The sequence below is a fragment of the Pseudomonadota bacterium genome (assembly GCA_008501635.1).
Taxonomy (GTDB): Bacteria; Pseudomonadota; Gammaproteobacteria; order QQUJ01; family QQUJ01; genus QQUJ01.
Genome location: QQUJ01000007.1, coordinates 1 through 21,536 on the forward strand (window position 1 = coordinate 1; position 21,536 = coordinate 21,536).

The 21,536-nt window shown below is 57.6% G+C and carries 18 protein-coding genes and 1 pseudogene; 11 read left to right on the plus strand and 8 right to left on the minus strand.

Annotated features, from left to right (window positions below):
• The 5 genes from DWQ09_02080 to DWQ09_02100 all read right to left on the minus strand — a co-directional run.
• Positions 1 to 338, minus strand: a 338-nt coding sequence (locus tag DWQ09_02080) for a transposase (GenBank protein KAA3629994.1), incomplete at its 3' end; no start/stop codon positions are given.
• A gap of 110 nt (positions 339 to 448) precedes the next feature.
• Positions 449 to 2,485: a DUF87 domain-containing protein gene (locus tag DWQ09_02085; protein ID KAA3629995.1), complete on the minus strand. Its 2,037-nt coding sequence runs from the start codon at positions 2,483 to 2,485 to the stop codon at positions 449 to 451.
• 14 nt (positions 2,486 to 2,499) lie between these two features.
• On the minus strand, positions 2,500 to 3,639 hold the full coding sequence (locus DWQ09_02090) for a hypothetical protein (protein KAA3629942.1): 1,140 nt from the start codon (positions 3,637 to 3,639) through the stop codon (positions 2,500 to 2,502).
• Entirely contained in the window at positions 3,636 to 4,778 is a 1,143-nt protein-coding gene (locus DWQ09_02095) for a hypothetical protein (GenBank protein ID KAA3629943.1), read from the minus strand. Before DWQ09_02095 ends, DWQ09_02090 begins: the two co-directional genes overlap by 4 nt.
• Positions 4,779 to 5,182: 404 nt before the next feature.
• Complete coding sequence (locus tag DWQ09_02100; protein ID KAA3629944.1) at positions 5,183 to 6,109, minus strand: universal stress protein; 927 nt, start codon at positions 6,107 to 6,109, stop codon at positions 5,183 to 5,185.
• Positions 6,110 to 7,025: 916 nt separating this feature from the next.
• Here DWQ09_02100 and DWQ09_02105 point away from each other — a divergent pair.
• The 11 genes and pseudogenes from DWQ09_02105 to DWQ09_02155 all read left to right on the plus strand — a co-directional run bounded on the left by DWQ09_02105 (position 7,026) and on the right by DWQ09_02155 (position 19,618).
• Positions 7,026 to 8,654, plus strand: a complete 1,629-nt coding sequence (locus DWQ09_02105) for a TPP-binding protein (GenBank protein KAA3629945.1) — start codon at positions 7,026 to 7,028, stop codon at positions 8,652 to 8,654.
• Positions 8,655 to 8,663: 9 nt separating this feature from the next.
• Positions 8,664 to 9,035, plus strand: a pseudogene (locus DWQ09_02110) (alpha-hydroxy-acid oxidizing protein).
• The gene (locus DWQ09_02115) at positions 9,019 to 9,204 is read left to right on the plus strand and encodes a hypothetical protein (GenBank protein KAA3629946.1); all 186 of its coding nucleotides are present in this window, start codon (positions 9,019 to 9,021) and stop codon (positions 9,202 to 9,204) included. Before DWQ09_02110 ends, DWQ09_02115 begins: the two are co-directional and overlap by 17 nt.
• 167 nt (positions 9,205 to 9,371) lie before the next feature.
• Positions 9,372 to 10,778, plus strand: a complete 1,407-nt coding sequence (locus tag DWQ09_02120; protein ID KAA3629947.1) for an FAD-binding oxidoreductase — start codon at positions 9,372 to 9,374, stop codon at positions 10,776 to 10,778.
• A gap of 3 nt (positions 10,779 to 10,781) precedes the next feature.
• Positions 10,782 to 12,269 carry an aldehyde dehydrogenase family protein gene (locus DWQ09_02125; protein ID KAA3629948.1) on the plus strand — a complete coding sequence of 496 codons (1,488 nt, stop codon included), beginning with the start codon at positions 10,782 to 10,784 and terminating at the stop codon, positions 12,267 to 12,269.
• Positions 12,270 to 12,760: 491 nt separating this feature from the next.
• Positions 12,761 to 13,561, plus strand: coding sequence for an IclR family transcriptional regulator (locus tag DWQ09_02130; protein ID KAA3629949.1), 801 nt, complete (start codon positions 12,761 to 12,763; stop codon positions 13,559 to 13,561).
• A gap of 84 nt (positions 13,562 to 13,645) precedes the next feature.
• Positions 13,646 to 14,665 carry a hypothetical protein gene (locus tag DWQ09_02135; protein KAA3629950.1) on the plus strand — a complete coding sequence of 340 codons (1,020 nt, stop codon included), beginning with the start codon at positions 13,646 to 13,648 and terminating at the stop codon, positions 14,663 to 14,665.
• Positions 14,666 to 14,765: 100 nt separating this feature from the next.
• Positions 14,766 to 16,655 carry a TRAP transporter permease DctM/Q gene (locus tag DWQ09_02140; protein KAA3629951.1) on the plus strand — a complete coding sequence of 630 codons (1,890 nt, stop codon included), beginning with the start codon at positions 14,766 to 14,768 and terminating at the stop codon, positions 16,653 to 16,655.
• Positions 16,652 to 17,629, plus strand: coding sequence for a 2-amino-3-carboxymuconate-6-semialdehyde decarboxylase (locus tag DWQ09_02145; protein KAA3629952.1), 978 nt, complete (start codon positions 16,652 to 16,654; stop codon positions 17,627 to 17,629). The genes DWQ09_02140 and DWQ09_02145 overlap by 4 nt, the downstream gene beginning before the upstream one ends.
• 10 nt (positions 17,630 to 17,639) lie before the next feature.
• Entirely contained in the window at positions 17,640 to 19,313 is a 1,674-nt protein-coding gene (locus DWQ09_02150; protein KAA3629953.1) for an FAD-binding protein, read from the plus strand.
• A 17-nt stretch (positions 19,314 to 19,330) separates the two neighbouring features.
• Positions 19,331 to 19,618 carry a 4Fe-4S dicluster domain-containing protein gene (locus DWQ09_02155; GenBank protein KAA3629954.1) on the plus strand — a complete coding sequence of 96 codons (288 nt, stop codon included), beginning with the start codon at positions 19,331 to 19,333 and terminating at the stop codon, positions 19,616 to 19,618.
• Positions 19,619 to 19,876: 258 nt separating this feature from the next.
• Here the strand turns inward: DWQ09_02155 and DWQ09_02160 are convergent, their stop codons facing one another.
• The 3 genes from DWQ09_02160 to DWQ09_02170 are packed head-to-tail and all read right to left on the minus strand — an operon-like array spanning position 19,877 to position 21,430.
• Positions 19,877 to 20,341: a hypothetical protein gene (locus tag DWQ09_02160; GenBank protein ID KAA3629955.1), complete on the minus strand. Its 465-nt coding sequence runs from the start codon at positions 20,339 to 20,341 to the stop codon at positions 19,877 to 19,879.
• Positions 20,338 to 20,814, minus strand: coding sequence for a hypothetical protein (locus DWQ09_02165; protein ID KAA3629956.1), 477 nt, complete (start codon positions 20,812 to 20,814; stop codon positions 20,338 to 20,340). The genes DWQ09_02160 and DWQ09_02165 overlap by 4 nt, the downstream gene beginning before the upstream one ends.
• Positions 20,815 to 20,830: 16 nt before the next feature.
• Complete coding sequence (locus tag DWQ09_02170; protein KAA3629957.1) at positions 20,831 to 21,430, minus strand: CBS domain-containing protein; 600 nt, start codon at positions 21,428 to 21,430, stop codon at positions 20,831 to 20,833.
• Positions 21,431 to 21,536: the final 106 nt, after the last annotated feature.

Consider the following 21,536-nt stretch of genomic DNA (forward strand, 5'->3'; position numbering starts at 1 on the left):
TCCAGCAGATGACGAAAATTGAGAATCGTCGTCTCGTCGGGAACCGGCTCACGCCCAAGGTCAATGCCGGCGAAAAGACACATGGAGCGAGATTCATACAACGCTTCCTCGGCGCCTGGATCCGACAGGTTGAACCAGTGTTGGAGGAAGTAGATGCGCAACATCCGTTCCAGTTCAATGGGTGGGCGCCCGTTTCCCGCTTTGGGGTAGTGGGGTTCGATGAGCTCACAAAGCTGATCCCATGGAACCACAGCATCCATCTCCGAGAGAAATTTCTCTCGCCGGGTTGGTTTTCGAAATTGCTCAAATTCCCCCGCGGCAAACGTTTGCTGCTTCATCGTTTTCTACCGGTTCCAAATAATGCGTGTATTGTCGCAAACTTTGGGACTTAATCAGAGATGCCTTAGTCTGTCACCTTCTCCGCCACTTCATTTGTGAGTAATAAAGTTCAAATCAAACGTATCCATGTCTTGCCAGTCCCCTCGTTTTTGAAAGTCTCCCAATACTGCCCTTGGGGGCCAAAAGCCTCATCCATGGCATGTTTAACCTCTCTATAGGCCAAGTCACTGGCATCTTGTGTGATTCCTTCGGGGATACACTCTTCAACAATTTTATTCATGGCACCCCACGGCATCCCGTCTGATTTGAGTTTTTCTCTGATTGACTGATCGTTTTGCAGCCGCTCAACAGCTCGCATGTGAAAAACCTTCAGTGGGTCAATCTCACCTGTTTCTGGATCGGGTACTACGTCATGGGTTTTCTTGATTCCAGAGGCAAAAGTATTCCCAGCAGGCATGTTGTAGTCATGGTCAATCATCGAGAATTTGTTCTCGAACGAGAGTACTCGTACACCAACCGGGTAGGGCTTCTTGGTGGCTGAACTCCAGAACACACCTTGACCAGGGATTGGCTCGTTCAGCAGACCGCTCAAGATGTCTGAACTGAAGTGCGCGTTGGCGCTCTTAATATTTTGAAGATCACTGGCAGACAGCAGGTGGAACACGAACCAGTTGTCGCCCTGACTCAAAATCTCGTTAGGAATGCTTCCGGGTTGTTGGGTAATGAGCACCGCTCCAAGATCGTATTTTCGCCCCTCCTTCACCCATTCAATATAGGGGCCGGAACCCGATGCGCGTTCATTCAAAACGCTTTGAGCCTCTTCCACAACAGCTATCGTTGGAATAGTTTTCGGGTTGGCATCCGTGAACTGTTCTTGGTTGTGGTCGAATATTTTCCGAAGGAGGATGCCACTGAGAATCAGCCCCTGATTCCCGCGCATTTGCGACACGTCAATCACGCAGAGCTTTCCAGCGCTCAGTGAATCCAAAAGCTTGTCTAACAGGGTGCTGCTTGGGTCATGCAGCATACGCACAATGTTGGTCATGTGACTTCGGGCAGCGATTGCCTCTACAGACCCTTCTTGAACATGTATAATCGCGGCGATCTCATTCTCGTCAGCACGATTCCCATCGCGGTAGATCAGGTCGACCAGTCTGGACCAGCCATCCATAGGGAGACCGCGTAACTTTACAACGTTCTGCTGATCTTGCTTCTCTGGGCTTATCGCAATTGAGATCACATCGCCTGGGCGCAAGCGTCGAATATCCAAGCGGATTCCGCCCGCAACAAACGACTGATAGAACGCACTTGAGTTGTGGCGGTTCGTGAAGACAACCAGTTCGTCTTCCAGGTGAGGAACATCGCACAGACCAGGGCGTCCTTTATCGTCTGGCCAGAAGTATTCACCATCGGGATCGAACAGCAGTGTGCCAACAGGCACTTGAACACCCTTGCGTTTCTCAACAGTAGGCGTCTCTCTATAAAGCTCCGAAAACAGCAGTTTGTTGAGGTTTGATTTTCCGAAGCCTGCTCGGGCAAAGATAAAAGAACGACGAGAGACGAGATGATGGATCGGGAATTTAACCATCACCTCGGGTTCTTTTATCTGCATCCCAGGCTCCACCGAAGCATAGGGGCTATCACCGCAGTAGACATACTCGCCCAATGCAAAGTGGCCGATAGGCTCTGCCTGCTGGTTGTGTCCGACGATCTCTCTGAGGACTTCATCATCCAGAAAGGCTACCGGGCTACCCACGTGGGGAAGTCGGCGGTGTGAGGGCAGGAAGTGCAGCGCCGTTTCGTTTTGGCGAAGGACCCCGAGTACGCGAATGTCGACCTTGTACTTTAAGTATTTTTCTCTCAGATCCTCTGGGACAGGGCGCTCCTCCTGCATGGCTCGGACGTTGAATTCCTCTCCAACACCACTGGAAAGCTTGCCTGCTGATGAGAGCGAGGTGATTCTGCCAAGGACCGCCTCATCGTCGGATTCAAGCTGCACAAGAAGGAATTGCCCATGCATTGGGATGCTCTGAAAATCAGACCGGTATGGCAGAACCAAGTCGGCATGGAACTCTAAGCCGCCTTCCGAGAACCCTCTGAATACACCGATGATTTGATGTCGGGGAAAGAGTTTGAATGCCGCCACTATTTTTTTCTCCATTAATACCGGCGTTGCGCAGGATCAGCATCCTGGAACCGAGCAATATCCAATACTTTGCTGTTCTCTCCGAGCAGCTTACGGATGCCATCAAAAATCTCGTCTTGTAGTACGTCGAAGTCAAAATCAACCAGAGCCGCATTCTCGTGCGCCCTTTGCAGGCAGAGCGGATAAAAAGGCACGGGAAAACCGTTTTCCGCATCTGCCAGTAGGTATCCCATCGTCGCGTGGGCTTCTTTCACCTGGGGAACGAAGATGTCTACTGGCCATACCGAGTCGTGTGAACTCTTCCCGAACTTCACGAAGAACATCTTCCCACCGACGAATTTGTTAACCTCTTGGCCGTCGAAGTTCATGTCGTCGCCGCGTGCGTACTCTTGCCATGCGTAGGCTTTGCCCTCGATGTCCCTCGGAATCTCGACATAGCAGGGGTATGGCGAGTTCATGACGCTCTCGAGTTGCATGGCGAGCCTGTAACGGGAGAGCACCTTGCTGTGTTTCGCGAGTCCCACAAGATAGATGCGACGGCGAGTTTTTTTCCTGTGCTCCTCAATGGCCTCTTCAATACCACTGAGTAAGCGTCGGAAATACTCGCCAGAAAATATTTTGCTCCGCAGTAAGCCATCGAAGACGACCAATGTGTCAGAGCCGAACTCTTTTGTACGGATGATCTTGAAGAGAATTGCCCACTCGATGATCTCACGATACACCTGAACCCAACTCGGGTTAGCAATGTCCTTGCCTTCGTTCAGCTTGATCATTGGACTAAGCTTGTGAAGGCTATCCACGCCCAGAAAATCCATCAGCTCACCGAGAGCTGAAATGGCTTTACCGCCGTCAAGGTGCCGGGTATTCAACTCCCGAATTTTTGAAGAGGTCGAAACGGCTTCGAGGCAGTATTCGTTGTTACTGGAGTCAACGACCCGAATGAGCTGAATCAGGAACGGGTCGTATTCAATCTTGTTGTTACCCCCGTCAGTACCAACGAGGGAAATCGAGGTGGCCGTCCTCGGCTGGATACGACGAACTTGGTCTCGAAGCGGGCGGACTTCATATCGAATGTCGTCCAGAAGGCCGCGGTCCTCCATTATTCGTCTTGAAATCTCTTCACTGAGTTTCTTGTGGCTCTCTGGGTCAATCATTGCGCACGTAACCTAATGAAATAGTCCTTTTCTTCGATGGCAGTTGTTTTTGTTCTACTGCCCATCACATCGGCTTGTCTTCTCCCTCTAGATGCATTTCCTGCATTGCGACTATAGTAGATATACCAATCACCAGCTGATTGCTCTATGGAGTTACGAAAAATCTGGTCGTAGTCTGCTTTGCGTGACGCCAAGCCGCCAAAGCGGATAACCATGCGAACATCATCGGAGGCTTTATTATAAATATTGTCCCAGACGACTGATAACGATTCAGCAAAGCCCTTTGGGGAGAGGTGATCGACTTGCCCAGTGGCTTCGTAGGCAATAGTTTCAGGGCCACCAATTAACCAATGACGGAGCCATTGATCCTGAACATAGGTGCGCATACCGTAGTAAGGTGGCGACGAAATCACCAAATCAATGGGCTGTTGGATATCTCTATACCCAGCGTAATCACGACTATCCACACATCGGATATTGTTGACGCTGGAATGTCCTTCGATAGCGTGACCAAGCACTAATCCCACCTTCTTTCTGATCGGGATTCGTACATCGACAAATCGCGGATTCATCCCTCGCTGTTTCCAGTACCTGATCGAGTATTCGGGCTTGGAGGCGAAAGTGCGCGGCATTTGATTGGAAAAATAAGAGGGGTTGCCTAAGTCCTTCGTTAGTGGGCCATGCAGACACCCCATCAGAATGGCACGTAGCATGATCGATGCATCGGTTTCCGGTAGCGCCATCAGCCCCTCACGAAGTTTGCACAGATCCTGCAAGGTTTCTGGGTGAAACGCCCATTCCCAAAACTCGCCTTGAGGCACTGCACTGCGATGTTCTTCCTCAAGCAAGCGCCCCATTAAAGAGAGGACTTCAGTAGGGTCTGTGACGGCGAGTTTAGCCTTTGCGATGGCAACCGCTATAGGAGAAGAATCGTGGCCATATGAAGCGATCCCAAGAGTCTGAGCAGCATAGTTTGTCGTGCCCCTGCCGCAGAATGGATCAAACACAACAGTGTCTTGAGATGCTTGCTTGAGGATAGTCAGCGGGAATTCGAGCGGAAACATGGTGTAATACGGACACACCGCATTCAGCTTGTACTGTGGCCCCCTGGAAAGACTCCTTGCCGCACCGCCGCCCACTATTGCTCCTCGTTATTTGCTGTTTTCAAAAAAATTAATCTGTCACCTTTCCCGATCTTTCTTGATAAGGGCACATTTCATAGCAGTATACTAGCCAACCATTGGCGTTTTTACACTCACCCCAAACACTCTTGCTGCTCAATCTCTTTGTTTTCGCTACCGATGATCGCGAATGTTTTGACTTCGCCTTCTGCATGGTCTTTTAGAAAACTCAGGTTCTCATCAACAAAGTCTTTATTGCAAACACGGATATCCAAGGAGTGGGACTGGATGTCACCTTGATTGAGCGATCCGTTTTCTGTCGTGACCGTGAAATCCGGGCCGCGATAATTATCCGGGAGGTTTCCGGTTTCACGATCAATGGGGTCAGAGTCATTGATTTCATTAACCCTTGAGAACCGGCGTCAGCGACCGACCCAGACCGAGCACCGCGCATCTCTGACAATCCGGCCCGCAACGCTTCCCAGCAGCACCCTTCCGATACGACCCTTACCCGTTCCGCCAACGAGAATCAGATCCGCACCGAACTCATCGGCCGCACCGAGGATCGCTTCACTCGCGCTGGGAGCCTCGAGGACCTGTGTCGTAACTTCAACGGCGAGCAAATCGAGAGCTTCCGCTGTCTCTTTCAGGTGTTGCTTGGCGCCCGCCTTGCGTTGCCTCCACGATTCATTGAGCCGCTGACGAATATCCATCCGGAATGCCGTAACAAGTTCCATCACAGTCACCACCTTGATGGTGCACCAGCGTCTGGCGGCCAACTCGGCGAACTGCTCAATGGCAGCGTTCGATTGCTCCGAGCCATCGGTCGCCACGAGTACTCGAAGTGTCTCGGAGCGACCGTCGCCGGCGGAATCCATTGCTCCCATCGGCCGGGCGATGAGCACCGAGAACGGGGCGTATGTGACCACCTTGAGGGCAACGCTCCCTAAGAGGAACCGTTTGAACCCACCGCGTCCGTGCGAACCGACCACCGCGAGATCAGTCTCTGTCCGCACCCCGTGCTCGATGATCTCACCGGCGGCGTTGCCCATCAGCACGGTTTGCGACACTGGGAGGCCGAGTCTGGACGCTCGCTCGACCGTCTGTTGAAGCGCCCGATCTGCTTCCATCCGTACCGCTTCCTGAACGTCGACACTCTCCGGTGAAGTGTGGCCGCCTGTGACAGACGCAACATCCGGCACAACGGTTACTACCGACATCTCGCTTCCCTCTGGAAACGGCAGTCGGGCGAGGAACTCAAGCGACGATGTTGTGAAGTCGGAACCGTCTGCTGCGAACAACACTTTCATCATGAATCCCTCTCGGTGAACACGGCTCTGTCTCCACATCCTAAACTGGACAGGCACGTATCGGAACCCCGCCGGGGCTGGCCGGGCGCCCCGCGGGCGCCGACCCTGTGTCGAGCGGTCGACTCGGGGGTGATACTGAATTAGATCGATTGCTCCGTGGTCGCGGTCAAGCCGCCTGGCTTCGTAACGCCATTCACTTTGGTCGTACCGTGGTCTTCGTCACCGGGAACCGCGCACAATCAGGAAAGCCATAGAGTCATGTCCAGACCAGAACCAGCTATAGTCTCGATCCACGGCCATCTCTGGAAGGCCAGCTTCCAACCAAACCCATCAACTCGCCCAATTGGGAACGAATTTCCGCTGACGCGGCAAAACAGCCACCTAATGACAACTTCATACGTGTTTGCTTCTGACCGATCTCCGTCATGCGGGGCTTGAATTTATCCGGCGCTGGCTGTCAGCTGCAGCAACGACTGCTGCAATTCAATCCTGAGTCGAACAACCCTGCTGCGCAGCTCTGCATCGAAACGTGTTTTAGACGCGATCGACCTGGGCGTTCTTCGCGGCTCGGCGCAAAACCGCATCACCCGACCACCACCTTCCCCGCGTCCACTTCGATCGTCACTGCGTCGCCAACCCCGACACCCTCCAGCCACGGCGATCCCGACCCCATTGATCCCGGATTTAGGCGCCACAAGTGGCGAAACTGATTAACAACTACCTGGAGGATTGGCTAAGCAAGTATATTCTGGTGGCCAACATGGACTACATGCCGCTACTCGGCGGGCAGGAATCAAGAACAGGCTGCGTTGATTTCTTGATTTTCCGCTGTGAGGGCGCCAACGATACTTAACTTTGGCACAAGGGAACTTCAGCTTAAGAGGAAGAGACGTAAATTGATCAACCGGACAAAAACCATGACTGATACCGTCACCAGGCTCATAGGAGAAGCTCTGTGCCTCAAACCATAGCCCAACTGACCGTCGAGTCGCTGATTGCCAACGGGATCGAGAACCTCTATTGCGTGCCGGGCGTGCAAAACGATCATTTTTTCAACGCTCTGTTTGATCGCCAGAACGAATTGCGACCCGTCAATACCCGCCACGAACAGGGTGCGGCCTACATGGCCTTGGGCGCGGCACTGGCGACGGGTAGGCCGCAAGCCTTTTCCATCGTGCCCGGGCCCGGCTTCTTGAATGGCTGTGCAGCCCTGTGCACGGCCTATGCGCTGAACGCACCGGTTTTTGGCGTGATCGGGCAAATCCCTTCGGGTGCCATCGGCAAGGGGCTGGGCCTGTTGCATGAAATCGAGGGCCAGCTTGAGACCCTCAAATCATTGACAAAACATTCCGATCGTGTGGTGAGCGGCGCGGATGCGGTTCAGAAATTCGACACGGCGTGGAGCGAGCTTTTATCGGGCCGGCCGCGCCCGGTCGGCCTCGAGGTCCCGGTCGATGTGTGGCTGAAGGAGACGAGTTATGACCCGGGTAAATTGACAGTCATTCGCCCGTCCCCCGCGGAGGCAAATCCCACAAAGATTACCCAAGCCGCCGCGCTAATTTCGTCAGCCAAACGCCCCCTGATCGCCGTTGGATCCGGCTCGCAAGCCCACAGCGCAGAGGTACGCAGACTGGCTGAGGCAATCGGAGCCGGCGTCATGGCCTACCGGACCGGGCGCGGCGTCATGGATTCACGCGACGATCTGGCGATCACCATGCCGATTGGACACACCCTGTGGCCCGAATGCGATCTCGTTATCGGTCTTGGCTCGCGACTGACCACGCAGAAGCTTGACTGGGGCGTCGATGACGATCTTAAAATCCTGCACATCGATGTGGATGAAACCACGCTGACTAAGATCACGCCGCCGACGCTCGGGATCCATGCCGATCTTGCCACCGCCCTGCCAGCGCTGAACGCGGCACTTGGGGCACAGCCGGACCGCTCCGGCTGGAAAGCAAAAATCGCCAAGGAAAAGGCCCGTTTCGCTGCTGTCATCGCTGAGGAGTTTGCGCCGCAGCTCGGTTGGTTGAAGGCTATTCGCGACGCACTCCCCGAGGACGGAATCTTTGTCGACGAGCTCACCCAGATCGGCTACGTCTCGCGCTTCGCTTTCCCAAGCTATCGGCCACGCACCTACCTGTCGACCGGCTATCAGGGTACGCTTGGCTGGGGCATCGCCGCTGCACTTGGTGCCGCCCACGCGAGGCCGGATGTACCGGTTGTTTCCATCGCGGGCGACGGAGGTGCGATGTTCACAATCACGGAACTCGCCACGGCCACACATCACAACATCCCGCTCAACGTAATTGTCATGAAGGACAACGCGTTCGGCAACGTGAAAGGCATCCAGCGGGATAAATACGACTCGCGCTATATCGCGTCAGATCTGACCAGCCCCGACTTCGTCATGTTGGCCAGGAGCTGTGGGGTAACGGCTGCCCGTGCAACCACCTCGGATGAGTTGCATGCGGAGCTGACGAGGGCAATCGACAATCCCGGCCCGAACCTTATCGAGGTTCCGGTGAGTGACTTCCCCTCGCCCTGGCATTACCTCCTCATGCCCAAAGTGAGAGGCATGTGAGCGCAATGAGTGATTCCGCAATGTTCATTGCAATCTCTAGAACTTGCCGTAAGGGCAAGGTCGTGCATTTCAGATTTCGCCGGGAAATGTCTCGGCGGCGGCACCGGACCTGATATGCTCATCACTCGAAACCAGGACGCGACCCACCCGATTCGGTTTTCGCCATTGGTGCTTGCTGGGACGTTGGAGTCTGATACCGACCCAAACCTCTTTGGGCGAAGATTCGATGTCCCGTTCGGCTCGGTGCCGGTCGGCATATCGGGGTTGATATGGCCCGGGTCTGAGAAGTCCATTACTACTGCGGCCGCCCGGAGAAACTTCCCTTACCGCCTGAGTATGGCCGTGTGCGAAACGCCCAAGGCGATTGCCGCGATCGCCGGGGAAGGCAAGCTGGTTTCAGCTCCACCCGTCGCTTACGGCGGATATCCAGGCCGACATCCTCGAGCAGGTGAAAAACGCAGGCGTGGAGACGCTCGGCCGCATAGTGGACGCACCGGTGGTCAGCTGCCGCGAACGGCAGGCCAGGTTGGGGCTCGGCTCACCGCCCTGATACACACCCGGCTCGATGTGGCGCGTGGCGAGTCCGGGGAGGAACCACGTCACCGGGATCCTGGTGCAAGACCTGAAAAACAAGATGATCCAGACGGTGTTGAGTGATTTTGCCAGGCTTCGGGACCGTTTGTTGCCAACCCAATGCGAAGCTGAAGCAGCCCGACCATGAACGCTCCCCTCGAAACGCTGCGATCCTTGCTTGGCCCCAAAGGGCTTATCCCAGGCTCGGAGGCCGCCGGTTATACAACCGACATCGCCGGAAGAACCGCCCCGTGCCTTGCCGTCTTACGGCCCGCATCGACCCAGGAAGTCTCTGACGCCGTCAGGATCTGCGCCGAGCACGATCTCGCGATCATCCCGCAGGGCGGAAACACCAATCTCTGCCAAATGACCGTGCCCGAGTCAGGGCGCGACAGCGTTATCCTCAACCTGTCTCGTATGAACCATATCTTGGAAGTGGATCCGGCCTGCTCCACGATCACCGCGGAATCAGGCTGTACTATCCAGGCCTTGCAGGAGGCCGCAGCGGAGCAAGACCGTTTGTTTGCTCCTGATTGGGGCGCGCGGGGAACGGCGCAGATCGGCGGCGCCGTCGCCACCAATGGTGGGGGTCTGAACGTGTTCCGCTACGGTACTACACGCGAACAGGTTTTGGGCATGGAGGTCGTCCTGCCTGATGGCCAGGTCTGGGACGGCATGCGCAGCTTACGCAAGGATAATTCCGGCTATGACCTGAAGCAGCTTTTCATCGGTGCGGAGGGAACGCTGGGCATCATCACCAAGCTCGTCTTCAAGCTCCATCCCCTGCAGCCGTTCACCCAATCGATGATGGCGGTATTGGCCGATATAAGCCGTCTTACCGATTATCTGAACCTCGCCCAATCCCTTGCCGGCGGCAAGCTGGTGGCTGTCGAGCTGTTGAACGGGATCGGTATGGAAAAGGCCTTAGAACGCTATCCGGACCTGCATCGCCCGCTGGATACCAAGGCCGACTGGTATGTGCTGATCCGGCTTGCCGGCGCGTCTCCGGTCGAGGAAACCCTAACCGCGATATACGAACAGGGTTTCAAAGGCGGAATGCTGGAAGATGCGGTAATGGCGCAATCCGTTGCCCAGGAGCGCAATATCTGGGAAATCCGCGAACAGATGATTCCGATGCAGTATTTTAAGGGGCATCAGGTCAAATGGGATGTATCGGTACCCGTTTCCAGGATTGTGGATTTCCTGCGGGCCGCCGAAGCCATCGCCGCGAAACATCAGAAAGAGGCCATCACCTATGCGGTTGGCCATGTAGGCGACGGCAATATCCATTACAGCATTTTCCCCAAAGGCGAAGCGGGGCCGGAGATGGATCGATTGAACGCCATTTATACGCAGGAAATCGATGCACTCATCTGGTCCTTTGGCGGGTCGATCGTCGCGGAACATGGTGTGGGGTCTGTCTATATGGACCGCATGCGCCGGCAAAAGTCGGCGGTCGAATACCAGATGATGCAGAAACTGCGCGCCCTCTTCGACCCACAAGGCATTATGAACCCCGGCAAACTGATTCGCCGCAACCCGGACAACTAATCCATGTTGAAACAAGACGAAATCAATCGCTTGCGCGCTGCAAACCTGCCGCCCAGGGCCATGATCATCGACGGCGAAATCTGCCAGGCCCTATCGGGGCGGACACGCGAGGTTATCTCGCCGATCGACGGTACGGTCCTGACCACCATTCCCGATGGCGCTGCCGAAGATGCCGAGCGGGCCATCGCTGCTGCGCGCGTTGCGTTCGAAGATGGACGCTGGTCGCGGATGGCGCCGCAGGAGCGTAAGAAGATCATGCATCGCTGGGCGGATCTGATAGAGGCCGAGGCATTGTCGCTCACCGTCATGGGCGTGCGCGAAAACGGCACTGAGATCGCTACGGCGATCGACGCCGAGGCCGGGTCGGCGGTGACGACGATCCGCTACTATGCCGAGGCAATCGACAAGATCTATGGCGAAATCGCTCCTACCCCGGACGGTATCCTGGGTCTTATTCACCATGAGCCTGTGGGGGTGGTGGGGGCCATCGTACCCTGGAACTTCCCGCTCATGATTGGCGCCTGGAAGCTGGGACCGGCTCTTGCGACGGGTAATACCGTGATCTTGAAGCCCGCGGAAACGGCGTCGCTCACTCTCCTGCGGATTGGGGAACTGGCGCTGGAAGCCGGTATCCCCGCCGGCGTTTTGAATGTGGTGACAGGGGCTGGTTCGGTGGTCGGCGAAGCCATGGCCCGCTCCATGGAAATCGATGTCATCACCTTTACCGGCTCTGGCGGAGTCGGCCGCAGGCTCCTGGAAAATGCTGCGAAATCGAACCTGAAGCGTGTCTATCTGGAACTTGGAGGAAAATCCGCGAATATCGTCTTCGCCGACACGCCCGACCTTGATACCGCAGCTCGGGCTGCCGCCGCAGCGATTTTTAAAAATGCCGGCCAGGTTTGCGTCGCGGGTTCCAGACTTCTGCTGGAACGCTGTATCTATGACGAGTTTTTAGACCGGCTCGCCCAGGTTACACAGAGCTTGATAGTGGGGGATCCACTCGATCTCAACTCCAACATTGGCGCCATCAACAGCGCTCGCCAGCTCACCCAGAATCTAAGCTTCGTCGACACAGCGCAAGCCGAAGGCGGAACCCTATTGCTGGGCGGCAAGCGCATCCTGGCGGATACTGGCGGCTTCTACATGGAACCGACCATCGTGGCTCAAGTCGCGCCGCATCACCGCCTCGTCCAGGAAGAAGTTTTCGGGCCCGTTCTGGCGGTGATGGTTTTTGACGATGAAGCGGAAGCAGTGAAACTGGCCAACTGCACTAGTTATGGTTTGGCGGGCGCTGTCTGGACTGCGGACCTGGCCCGCACACTCCGGATGATCCGAGCGGTCAAAACCGGCATGGTGCAGGTCAACCGCTACGCCCAGGTCGATATCACGTCGCCGCTTGGTGGAGTGAAACAATCTGGCAATGGCCACGACAGATCGCTTCATGCGCTTGACAAATTCACCAACCTGAAAACCGCTTGGATCCAGTTCTGATTTTATTTCACATGCGATACCGTCCGCCTGCCCGCTGGTGGAGTGGCTTGAAGATGATGCGCATCGTGCCCCCGCAGTAAACAATTTTCAGCCGGTAACGAACATTGCCGTTTGGTGTGAGCGACAGACGCCTCCCGAAATGGCGGGCGACTGATATAGCGGCACAGCTTTTCGAACTTCTTTCGCAGGCGTTTCAGTCCCTTCAGCTGATCGAGCCTCATGCCGCTGTACCGCTTTCGCCATCGGATATCGGTTTGTTCCGTGATGCCGATTCGCGGATCGCGTCGATTCCGACTGTTTCCTGCTCAACCGGTATTTCCATCTGACAGAACGGGACGGTCCACTGCCAAATTGTTGCGTATATCGTGACAAATATCTGTACGTGATCTGTAATCTCTGCATACCAAGGTATTTTCTCCTTTTAATGTTGCGCATAGCATGACATATAGATACGATTAATCGGGTAAAAGCAGAAACTCGAACGCATCGACATGACAGAAATAAGCCGAATGCAGAGCGTCGCCAGGGCCACGAAGGTCCTCCGCGCGATCACAGAGGCACAGGACGAGGACGGCTGGACGCGGGGGGCGGAAATCGCTGAGGCGACCGGCCTTCACCGCGGCACGGTCCACCGCTTTCTGCGGGCTTGGGTGTACGAGGGTTGGGTGGAACACGATGAGAAGAGCCGCCGCTACCGGATCGGGTTGTCGTTGCTCGCCCTCTCGGCAACCGCCGCGGGCAAAAACCGCTTTCTCTCCGTGGCCCGCTCGGCGGTCGCGGCACTCGCGGAAAAGACCGGAGACACGGCCTACCTGTTTCAGCACGCGGGATTGGACGGGGTGTGCATGGAACGCCAGGCGGGCAGCCATCCGATTCAATACCTGGCCACCCACGTGGGCAACCGGGTCCCGCTGGGCAGGATGGCCGGAACGATCGCTATTCTCTCCGCTCTCGACGAACGAACCGCCGCTTATATTATCGATGAAAACATCTCAAGAAATGACGTTTTCGCTCAGGCGGGCCGCCGGTACTACCTCGACGCTGTCGACACCGCCCGCCGGCAAGGGTACGCGGAGACCGAAGGCACTCTTATTCCCGGCATTCGGGGTTTCGGCGTCCCACTTATGGTCGGCAACCAAGTGGCTGGCGGACTGAGTCTGGCGGTCATGAAGGACCGCCTGGAGGGCGACCACCGCACCGTCGTCCTGAAAGCGCTTAAGGAACAGGCGGCGCAAGTCCGCCGCATCATGAATCCCGGAAATGAAAGGGAAACAGTACGCAAAGCCGTATAGGCCTGCCCGGGCAGGCCGGACTATTTTCAAGCGGACATTAAGAACCGCGAAATACCAACCCACCAAATTGAGGAGTCATGAGAGATGAGCAAGTTCAACAGAACGGCCCTGGTCGTATTAATGGTATTGGGGATCACGGTTACCGCGACTGAGGCATCGGCCCAACTCGGGCGTGTCACCATTGGGACCAATCCACAGGGCACCCTCTATTACGTCGTTGGCGGCGGCTTTTCCAAGCTGCTGTCCGATAAATTGGGCATCAAGGCAACCGCACAGCCCTATGCCGGCTCGTCGGTCTACCTGCCGCTGGTGCAATCCGGCGAGGTCACCATGGGGATCAGTTCCTCGCTTGACAGCGGCATGGCCTTCTCAGGATCCGGCGCCTACGCCAACACGCCCGGCCTCAAGGGCCTGCGCGCCCTGGCCATGACCTGGCCGCTGCCCTACGCCTATTTTGCCCGGGCGGAATCGGGCATGAAGACCATCGCCGACCTGAAGGGCAAACGGGTAGTGACGGACTTCAAGGCCAACGCCGCGCTCAAGGCGGCGAATGAGGCCATGCTCAGGGCCGGCGGAATCGATCCGGAGAGAGACATCGATCCGATCGCCGTGTCCGGTCTTCCGGGCGGCTACGAGGGGGTAAGCGAAGGCTCTATCGACGCGTCGGCAACAGCGCTGGCGATTCCCTTGGCGCGCAAGTTCCATGCGACCATTCCGGGCGGCCTGGTCATGCTCGATGTCACCGGCTCCAACGCGACGACCGAATTCACCAACGCCCAGTTACCGGGCCTGTACATCACCAACAGCAAGCCGAGCAAGAACAATGTGGGTGTGAACAATGAGATCTCGGTTACAGGCTTCGATATCTTCCTTCTGATCGGCAAGGACGCGTCGGACGACGACGCCTATCAGGTGATCAAGCTGCTGCACGAAAACTGGGACGATTTGAAGACAAAGTACAAGGTTCTGGGGCGCAACACGGCCGACGGCTTGGCCAAGGCCAGCAATACGGTCCCCTACCACCCCGGGGCGATTAAGTACTTCAAGGAAATCGGCATTTGGACCGAGGCCAATGACAAGCGGGAAAAAGAGTTGATGAACTGACGGGTCTTCTCCCGAATATGGTTGGTGGGGTGGGAACGCGGCGCGAAAGCGGAAGCGTTCCCCCTCACCCGATTTTGCTAAAACCAGCGAGAGATTACTCATGTCATACCGCTTGGCCACTGCGTCCTATCAGTTCCTACTGGCGGCGATCCCCTTCCTGGGTATCCTGTGGTTAGTCGATCTTCCCCTCCTGCTAAGGCTGCCCGTCCTCGACGCCTCCTACTTGTCGGTAATGGTTGGGATGGCCATAGCCGCCGGCTTTCTGCGCAACCCGTACGGCAAACGGGCGGGCGCCCTCGAACTGACAATCGGCATCCTGGCCCTGGCCTGTTGGTTCTGGGCGGGATATAACCACGGCGACTGGCTGATCGACATCGCCAATCGGGGGCCCGAAAAATGGCTCCCGGGCCTGATCGGACTGGTGCTCCTGCTGGAGGCATTGCGGAAAAACTGCGGCACGCCGATCACCGCCCTGGTGTCGGTCATCGGGCTTTACGCCTTTTTGGGCCACCACCTCCCCGGCGCCTTTGAAGCCCCCTACACCTCGCCAGCCCGCCTCGTTCTATATCTCTACAGTGACACCAACGGTGTCCCCGGGCTGGTCCTCGGAGTGTGTGTGACAGTGGTGCTCGGTTTCATCGTACTGGGGGCGGTGATGGGTGCGGTGGGATCCAGCAAGTATTTCACCGACCTGGCCATGGGCGCCATGGGGCATCGACGCGGTGGACCGGCCAAGGTCGCCGTCGTCGCCTCCAGCATCTTCGGCTCGATCAGCGGCTCGACGGTCGCCAACGTCATGAGCACCGGCGTGGTGACGATTCCGCTGATGAAGCGATCGGGTTTCCCCCCTCACGTCGCCGCAGCCATTGAAGCGGTGGCGTCGAACGGCGGACAACTCGCGCCCCCAGTGATGGGCGCCACCGCTTTCCTGATCGCCGAATTTCTCCAGATCCCCTACAGCGACGTGGTGGCCGCCGCCCTCATTCCTGCGATTATCTACTACTTCATCCTGTTCATGCAGGTCGATCTGATCGCCGCCCGGCACGGCCTCCACGGTCTGCCGCGCGATCAACTCCCCAAGCTTGGGCAAACCTTCCGACACGGATGGCTCTATCTGACCCCTCTTGCCCTTTTGATCTACTTCCTGTTCTGGCTCGGCTACACGCCCGGGAAAACCGCCCTGATCTGTGCGGCGACAACCGCGGTGGCGGGCTTTCTGGTCATGCGGCGCCTACCGGACCGGGAGATGATCCGCTCTTTCTTCCACCAATCCGGCGGTACCCTGGTGACCCTAATCCTCATCTGCGCGGCGGCCGGAATTGTCATCGGCGCCCTGAATATTTCGGGCCTCGGATTTCTGCTGACCAACGTCCTGTCCCACGTGGGCGAGAGCGCCGGACTGCTGGTGATGCTGGCTCTGACGGCGGTGATCGCCATCTTTCTGGGCATGGGCATGCCCACGGCGGCGGTCTACATCCTGTTGTCGATCATCCTGGCACCAGCCATCGTCGGTATGGGCGTTCCGGAACTGCCGGCCCATCTGTTTATTTTCTATTTCGGTCTGCTGTCCATGCTGACCCCACCGGTCGCCATCGCCTCCTACGCCGCCGCCAGCCTGGCCGGGGCGGGACTATGGAAGACCGGCCTCGCAGGTCTCCGTCTGGGGTCGTCGGCCTTCATCCTACCGTTTCTTTTCGCCTTGAATCCGGCACTCGTTGCCCAGGGCTCCTGGCTTGCCATCGGCCTTGCGACCGTCACCGTCAGTTTTGCCGGCTATCTGCTCGCCCGGTGCATGGCGGGCCGGAAGAACGGCGATAGAACCGACTGGCAGAGATCGTGGGCTTTCCTCATCGCGGCGATGATCGTCGGAACCTCCACCCTCTGGTCGGGGCCGGAATCGTTTCTGGTGCTCGTCCCCACGGCAATCGTGTTCCTGCTGATCAACCTAAAAACCGGCCTCAACCGATTTAAACTCGGAGTAAGACAATGACAGTTATCGACGTCCACACACATATGCTCAACAACGAATGGGTGAAGCGCCTCGCTAAAGAGGGGGAGCGCTATACGGTCGAGGAACGCGGCGGCCAACAGGTCGTACACCTGGACGGCGCACCCTTCATGACCCTGATGGACAATATGTTCGATTACGCCAAGCGCATCGAGAACATGGACAAGGCCGGTGTCGATATTGCCATTGTCTCGCTGACCTGCCCCAGCGTCTATTGGGGCGGTGAGGAGACCAGCCGCCACACCGCCCGGATGATGAACGACGACATGGCCGCGCAGCAACGCGCCTGGCCCGACCGAATCCGCTATTTCGCCACCCTCCCGTGGCAATATCCACAGACCGCGCTGGGCGAACTGGCCCACGCCTGTGACCACGGCGCGCTCGGTGTCTTCGTCTCGGCCAATATCGACGGCATCTCGCTGACCGATGAAAAATTCGCGCCGCTGTGGGAGGAGATCGACCGGCGCGGGTTGCCGGTGCTGGTTCATCCGACCGCCCCGCCGGGCACCGCGGAGATGGATGTGTTCGACTACAACCTCATCGCCTCCACGGGCTTCATGTTCGACACCACTCTGGCCGTCTCACGGATGATTTTCGACGGATTCCTCGACCGCTATCCCAGCCTCAAAATCATCGCCGGGCACGGCGGCGGATTTTTGCCCTACCAGGCGGGGCGCCTGGACATGTGCTACCGGAACATGCCGCCCTGCCGGGAAAAGATCTCTCGGCCGCCCAGCACCTACCTGTCGCAAATCTACTACGACTCCGTGGTATTCACCCAGGGCGCCCTGGACCTTTGCGTCGACGTGGGCGGCGGCGACAACGTGCTCTTCGGGTCCGACTACCCGCATAACATCGGAGACATGAGCGGCTGTCTGGGGCGAGTCGATTCTCTCCCCGCCGCCGAGCGTAAAAAAGTACGGGGAGAAAACGCCAAACGCATTTTCAGTTTGTAGGAGTGCTGCCATGAAGATCAGAGAGTTTGCAACAGACGTCTTGATCATTGGCGGTGGGCTGGCCGGAACCAACGCGGCGCTCGGCGCCGCGGACAGTGGTGCGTCGGTCATCGTCCTCGACAAGTCGAATATCGACCGCTCGGGCGACATCGGCGGCGGGGTCGACCACTTCCTGGCCTACCTCAACACAGGTCCCGCCTGGGATACTGAGGACGCTTTCCTCAGCTACGTGGAGAAGATCGGCCGCGGTACCAATCACCTGGGACATATCCAATCCCTCTATTGCGCCGAACTGCCGGCGGCAATCGAGCGCATGGCCAGGATCGGCAACCCGATGACCCAGCCGGACGGTACCTTCTATCGCACCCAGTCGATGGGCCAACCGGGCCCCATGTGGATCAATTTCAACGGTAAGCGCCTCAAACCCAAGCTGGGAAAGGCGGTGCGCGAGGCGGGCTGCAAGGTTTTCGGGCGGATCATGACCGTCGACCTGCTGACCCGGGACGGCCAGGTGGTCGGCGCCATAGGCTATCAGGTTCGTACCGGCGATTTTTTCGTCTTCAAGGCGAAATCGACAATCGTTGCCACCGGCAACACCAACCGCCTCTATGAGAATCCACGGCTCAACCCGTTCAACACCTGGCTCTGCCCCTACAATACGGGCGACGGTCAGATGATGGCCTTTAAGGCTGGGGCGGCCCTTACCAATATGGAGTATATGCGTATGACCATCCTCCCCAAGGGTTTCGCTGCCCCGGGCTTCAACGCCCTGGTGGGTATGGGGGGACGATTCATGAACAGCATGGGCGACTATTACATGGAGAAAAGCCACCCTCAGGGAAACAGGGCACCCCGATACGCTGTGGTTTTCAATACCCTCAATGAGTTGCGAAACGGCCGCGGGCCCGTCTACGTGGACTGCACCCACCTGCCCAGTGACGAAATGCGGCACCTGCAGGCGACCCTGAGTTACGACAAGGACACGTTACCCGAATATTTCGATCAGCGCGGCGAAGACATTGCGACCAAGCCGATTGAGATCATGGTATCCGAAGGCATGCAGGCCGGCCCCACCGAGGTCACCGGAAGCGGTATCAAGATCGACGGCGAGGGTGCAACTACGGTTCCCGGGCTCTACGCCTGCGGCGATTCCGCTGATCACAACCGCTGTGTTCACGGCGCGGTCACCGGCGGCTACAAGGCGGGGAAATCGGCGGCGGCCCACGCTCTGCGCACCCGCCTGGGGGATTCACCAGACGCTGTCCTGGTTCGGGAGACCGCCGACCGGTTTGTTGCACCGCTGCATCGGAAAAGCGGCGTGCCCTACCGCCAGATCGAAGATACCGTGCGCAAGATCATGAGCGAACACGTCGGCCCGGCCCGAACGGAGGTTGGTCTCAAAACCGGTCTCGAAAAACTGGGGAAGCTCGAGACCCACTTCGACAGCGTCAAAGTGGATGATCTGCACGACCTGATGCGGGTCAACGAAACCCGAAACTTGTTGGCGGTCGGCAAGATCATGGCTCATAGCGCCCTGTTTAGGACCGAAAGCCGCAATAAACCCTATCACTACCGTCTCGATTATCCGGAAACCGACGATAAGAACTGGTGCGGCCTGGTGGTGGTCAAGCAGGCCGGCGCGAGTGTCGAATGCGATTTCGAACGCATCACCTATTCCGCTTAGCCGGACGGAGAAGAACCATGCCCGTGACTTTCGATCTCAATAAATGCGACGGATGCGGCACTTGCGACGTGGTCTGTCCCGGTGACGTCATCTACATGCATAAACCGCAAAATGTAGAGAGTCCTGACGGCTCGGGGGGAATCGTCAAGATCACCCCCCAGCGTCTGCCCTATGGCGTCCATCTGGAAAAACGCTCCCCCTACCTGCCGAAACCGGAGGAGTGCTGGCACTGCGGATCCTGCCGTCAGGATTGCCCGACCGACGCCATAAGTGTCGTTTTTTCGCCCGACATGCTATGCATCTGATTTCGGGCCGCGAGTTGGAGCAGCCTTGACGGAGATCTTGGACTCTGACGGCGTGATTATCGATCTTGGAGATGGTGGTCTGCACCTGACGATCTCTGTCATTCGAGGCTTGGATGTATCCGGCGCTGGCTGTCAGCTGCAGCAACGGCTACTGCAATTCAATCCTGAGTCGAACAACCCTGTTGCGCAGCTCTGCATCGAAACGTGTTTTAGAGGCGATCGACCTGGGCGTTCTTCGCGGCTCTGCGCAAAACCGCATCACCCGACCACCACCTTCCCCGCGTCCACTTCGATCGTCAAAGCGTCGCCAACCCCGACACCCTCCAGCCATGGCGCCAGGATCTCCAGTGTCGAGGCGTCGTGAAAGTGCTCGGGCTTGGTCTCGGGATCGGGGTAGTAGATCCAGCCGGGGACCGCGGTACCCCGGTGATATACCCGACAGGTGCAGAACGAAAAGGTTTCGGCGGGGACGTCGCTCGACCAGCGCATTTGCGCAAAGCGGTAGTCGGGTACACCGACCGTGTAGACCAGCGGCGAGATATCGAGATTAATAGTGCCGGGATGGCAATCGCTCAGATCGAGCCCCAGCGTTTTGAAGTGCGGTATCTGCAGCTGCAGTGTCCCGCGGGGAAAGCGTGTATCACCCGCGATACCCGAGGCGACGCCGTAGCCGCGTTTCACGACACCCACGATTTCGCGACACCGCGACGCTGTCCTGTTCATTCACCGCCGCTGTCTTGCAGACCACACCCGCCATCCGTGTAGCGCAACCGCGAATTCCGCTCTCGCAAGGTCTCCAGGAACCGGGGCTTGTCCTGCGGTGAAACCATGATGCGCCGTGCGCCGCCGGCATACTCGATCATCAGCCGATCCAGCGAACAGGCCGGACTGGAGAGCGGATTGCGGCTCGGCGTCACGGATACGATCCGTTCGATGGCAAGGTTCATGCGAAACGGGCCGCTGCGGATGTTCAGTCCCTGCTCACTCACCCGATAGCCGGTGCCGTACAGCACCCACAGCATGAACACCGCACTGACGATCATGATGACGGGGAACAGCATCGTGAACAGGAGACCTTCACCGCTCCCGAAGGCGGCAATCGCACCGAACACGCAACCGCTGCTGCCCAGCCAGATCAACAGCGTGAGCCAGCGATCGCGGCGTGACGGAAAAAGTATCCCCTCCCCTGTATCCATGCGTGGCGCCCGGTTCTTATCCCGCCAATACCGCCTCCAGCTCGGCGAAACTCTGCACGGCGCCCGAGGCTTCGACACTGATTCCCAGACGACGTCCGATGTGCGTCGTCGAGAAGATTCCACGCAGCGCCCACTCGCCGGTGGGTGTCTTCTCGATCGCCAGCGCATGCTGCCGACCCTGTTCGCGCAGCGTTTCGATGATGTCGCCGACCCGCGCACGCGTCACTTCGGCCATGTGCAGCACATCGACCTGACCGCGCGGGGTCATGATGTCGGCAACCCGCACCTGATCGCGGGCGATGCGATGCCGCGAGACGAAGTCGACCGGTTTCTCGCCCACGATGTCGCGCGAGGTGATCAGTCCCACCAGATCGCCCTCGCTGTTGAACACCACCAGCATGCGCACGCGGGCATGGATCATCAGCTTGAGCGCCTCGTCGATCCCCGCCTCCGCTTCGATGGAGATCACCGGCACCTGACTGAGGTCGGTCATCACGTCGGTCGCCGGGGCGTTCATGGCGACCGTGTCGGGTCGCACCTCCTGGTAACGCAGGATCGGCGTGTCGGCGGGGAGACGGTGGGAATCGATTTTTTTGTAGGTTCTGGCGGCTAACATGTGTACACCTCCTTCTCTGCAGGCTGACCACGAGCGACCCTGCAGCCGTCGCACGATACGCAAAGCCCTGCATTAAGGTTAGACCAGAAACAACCGAATCGGATTT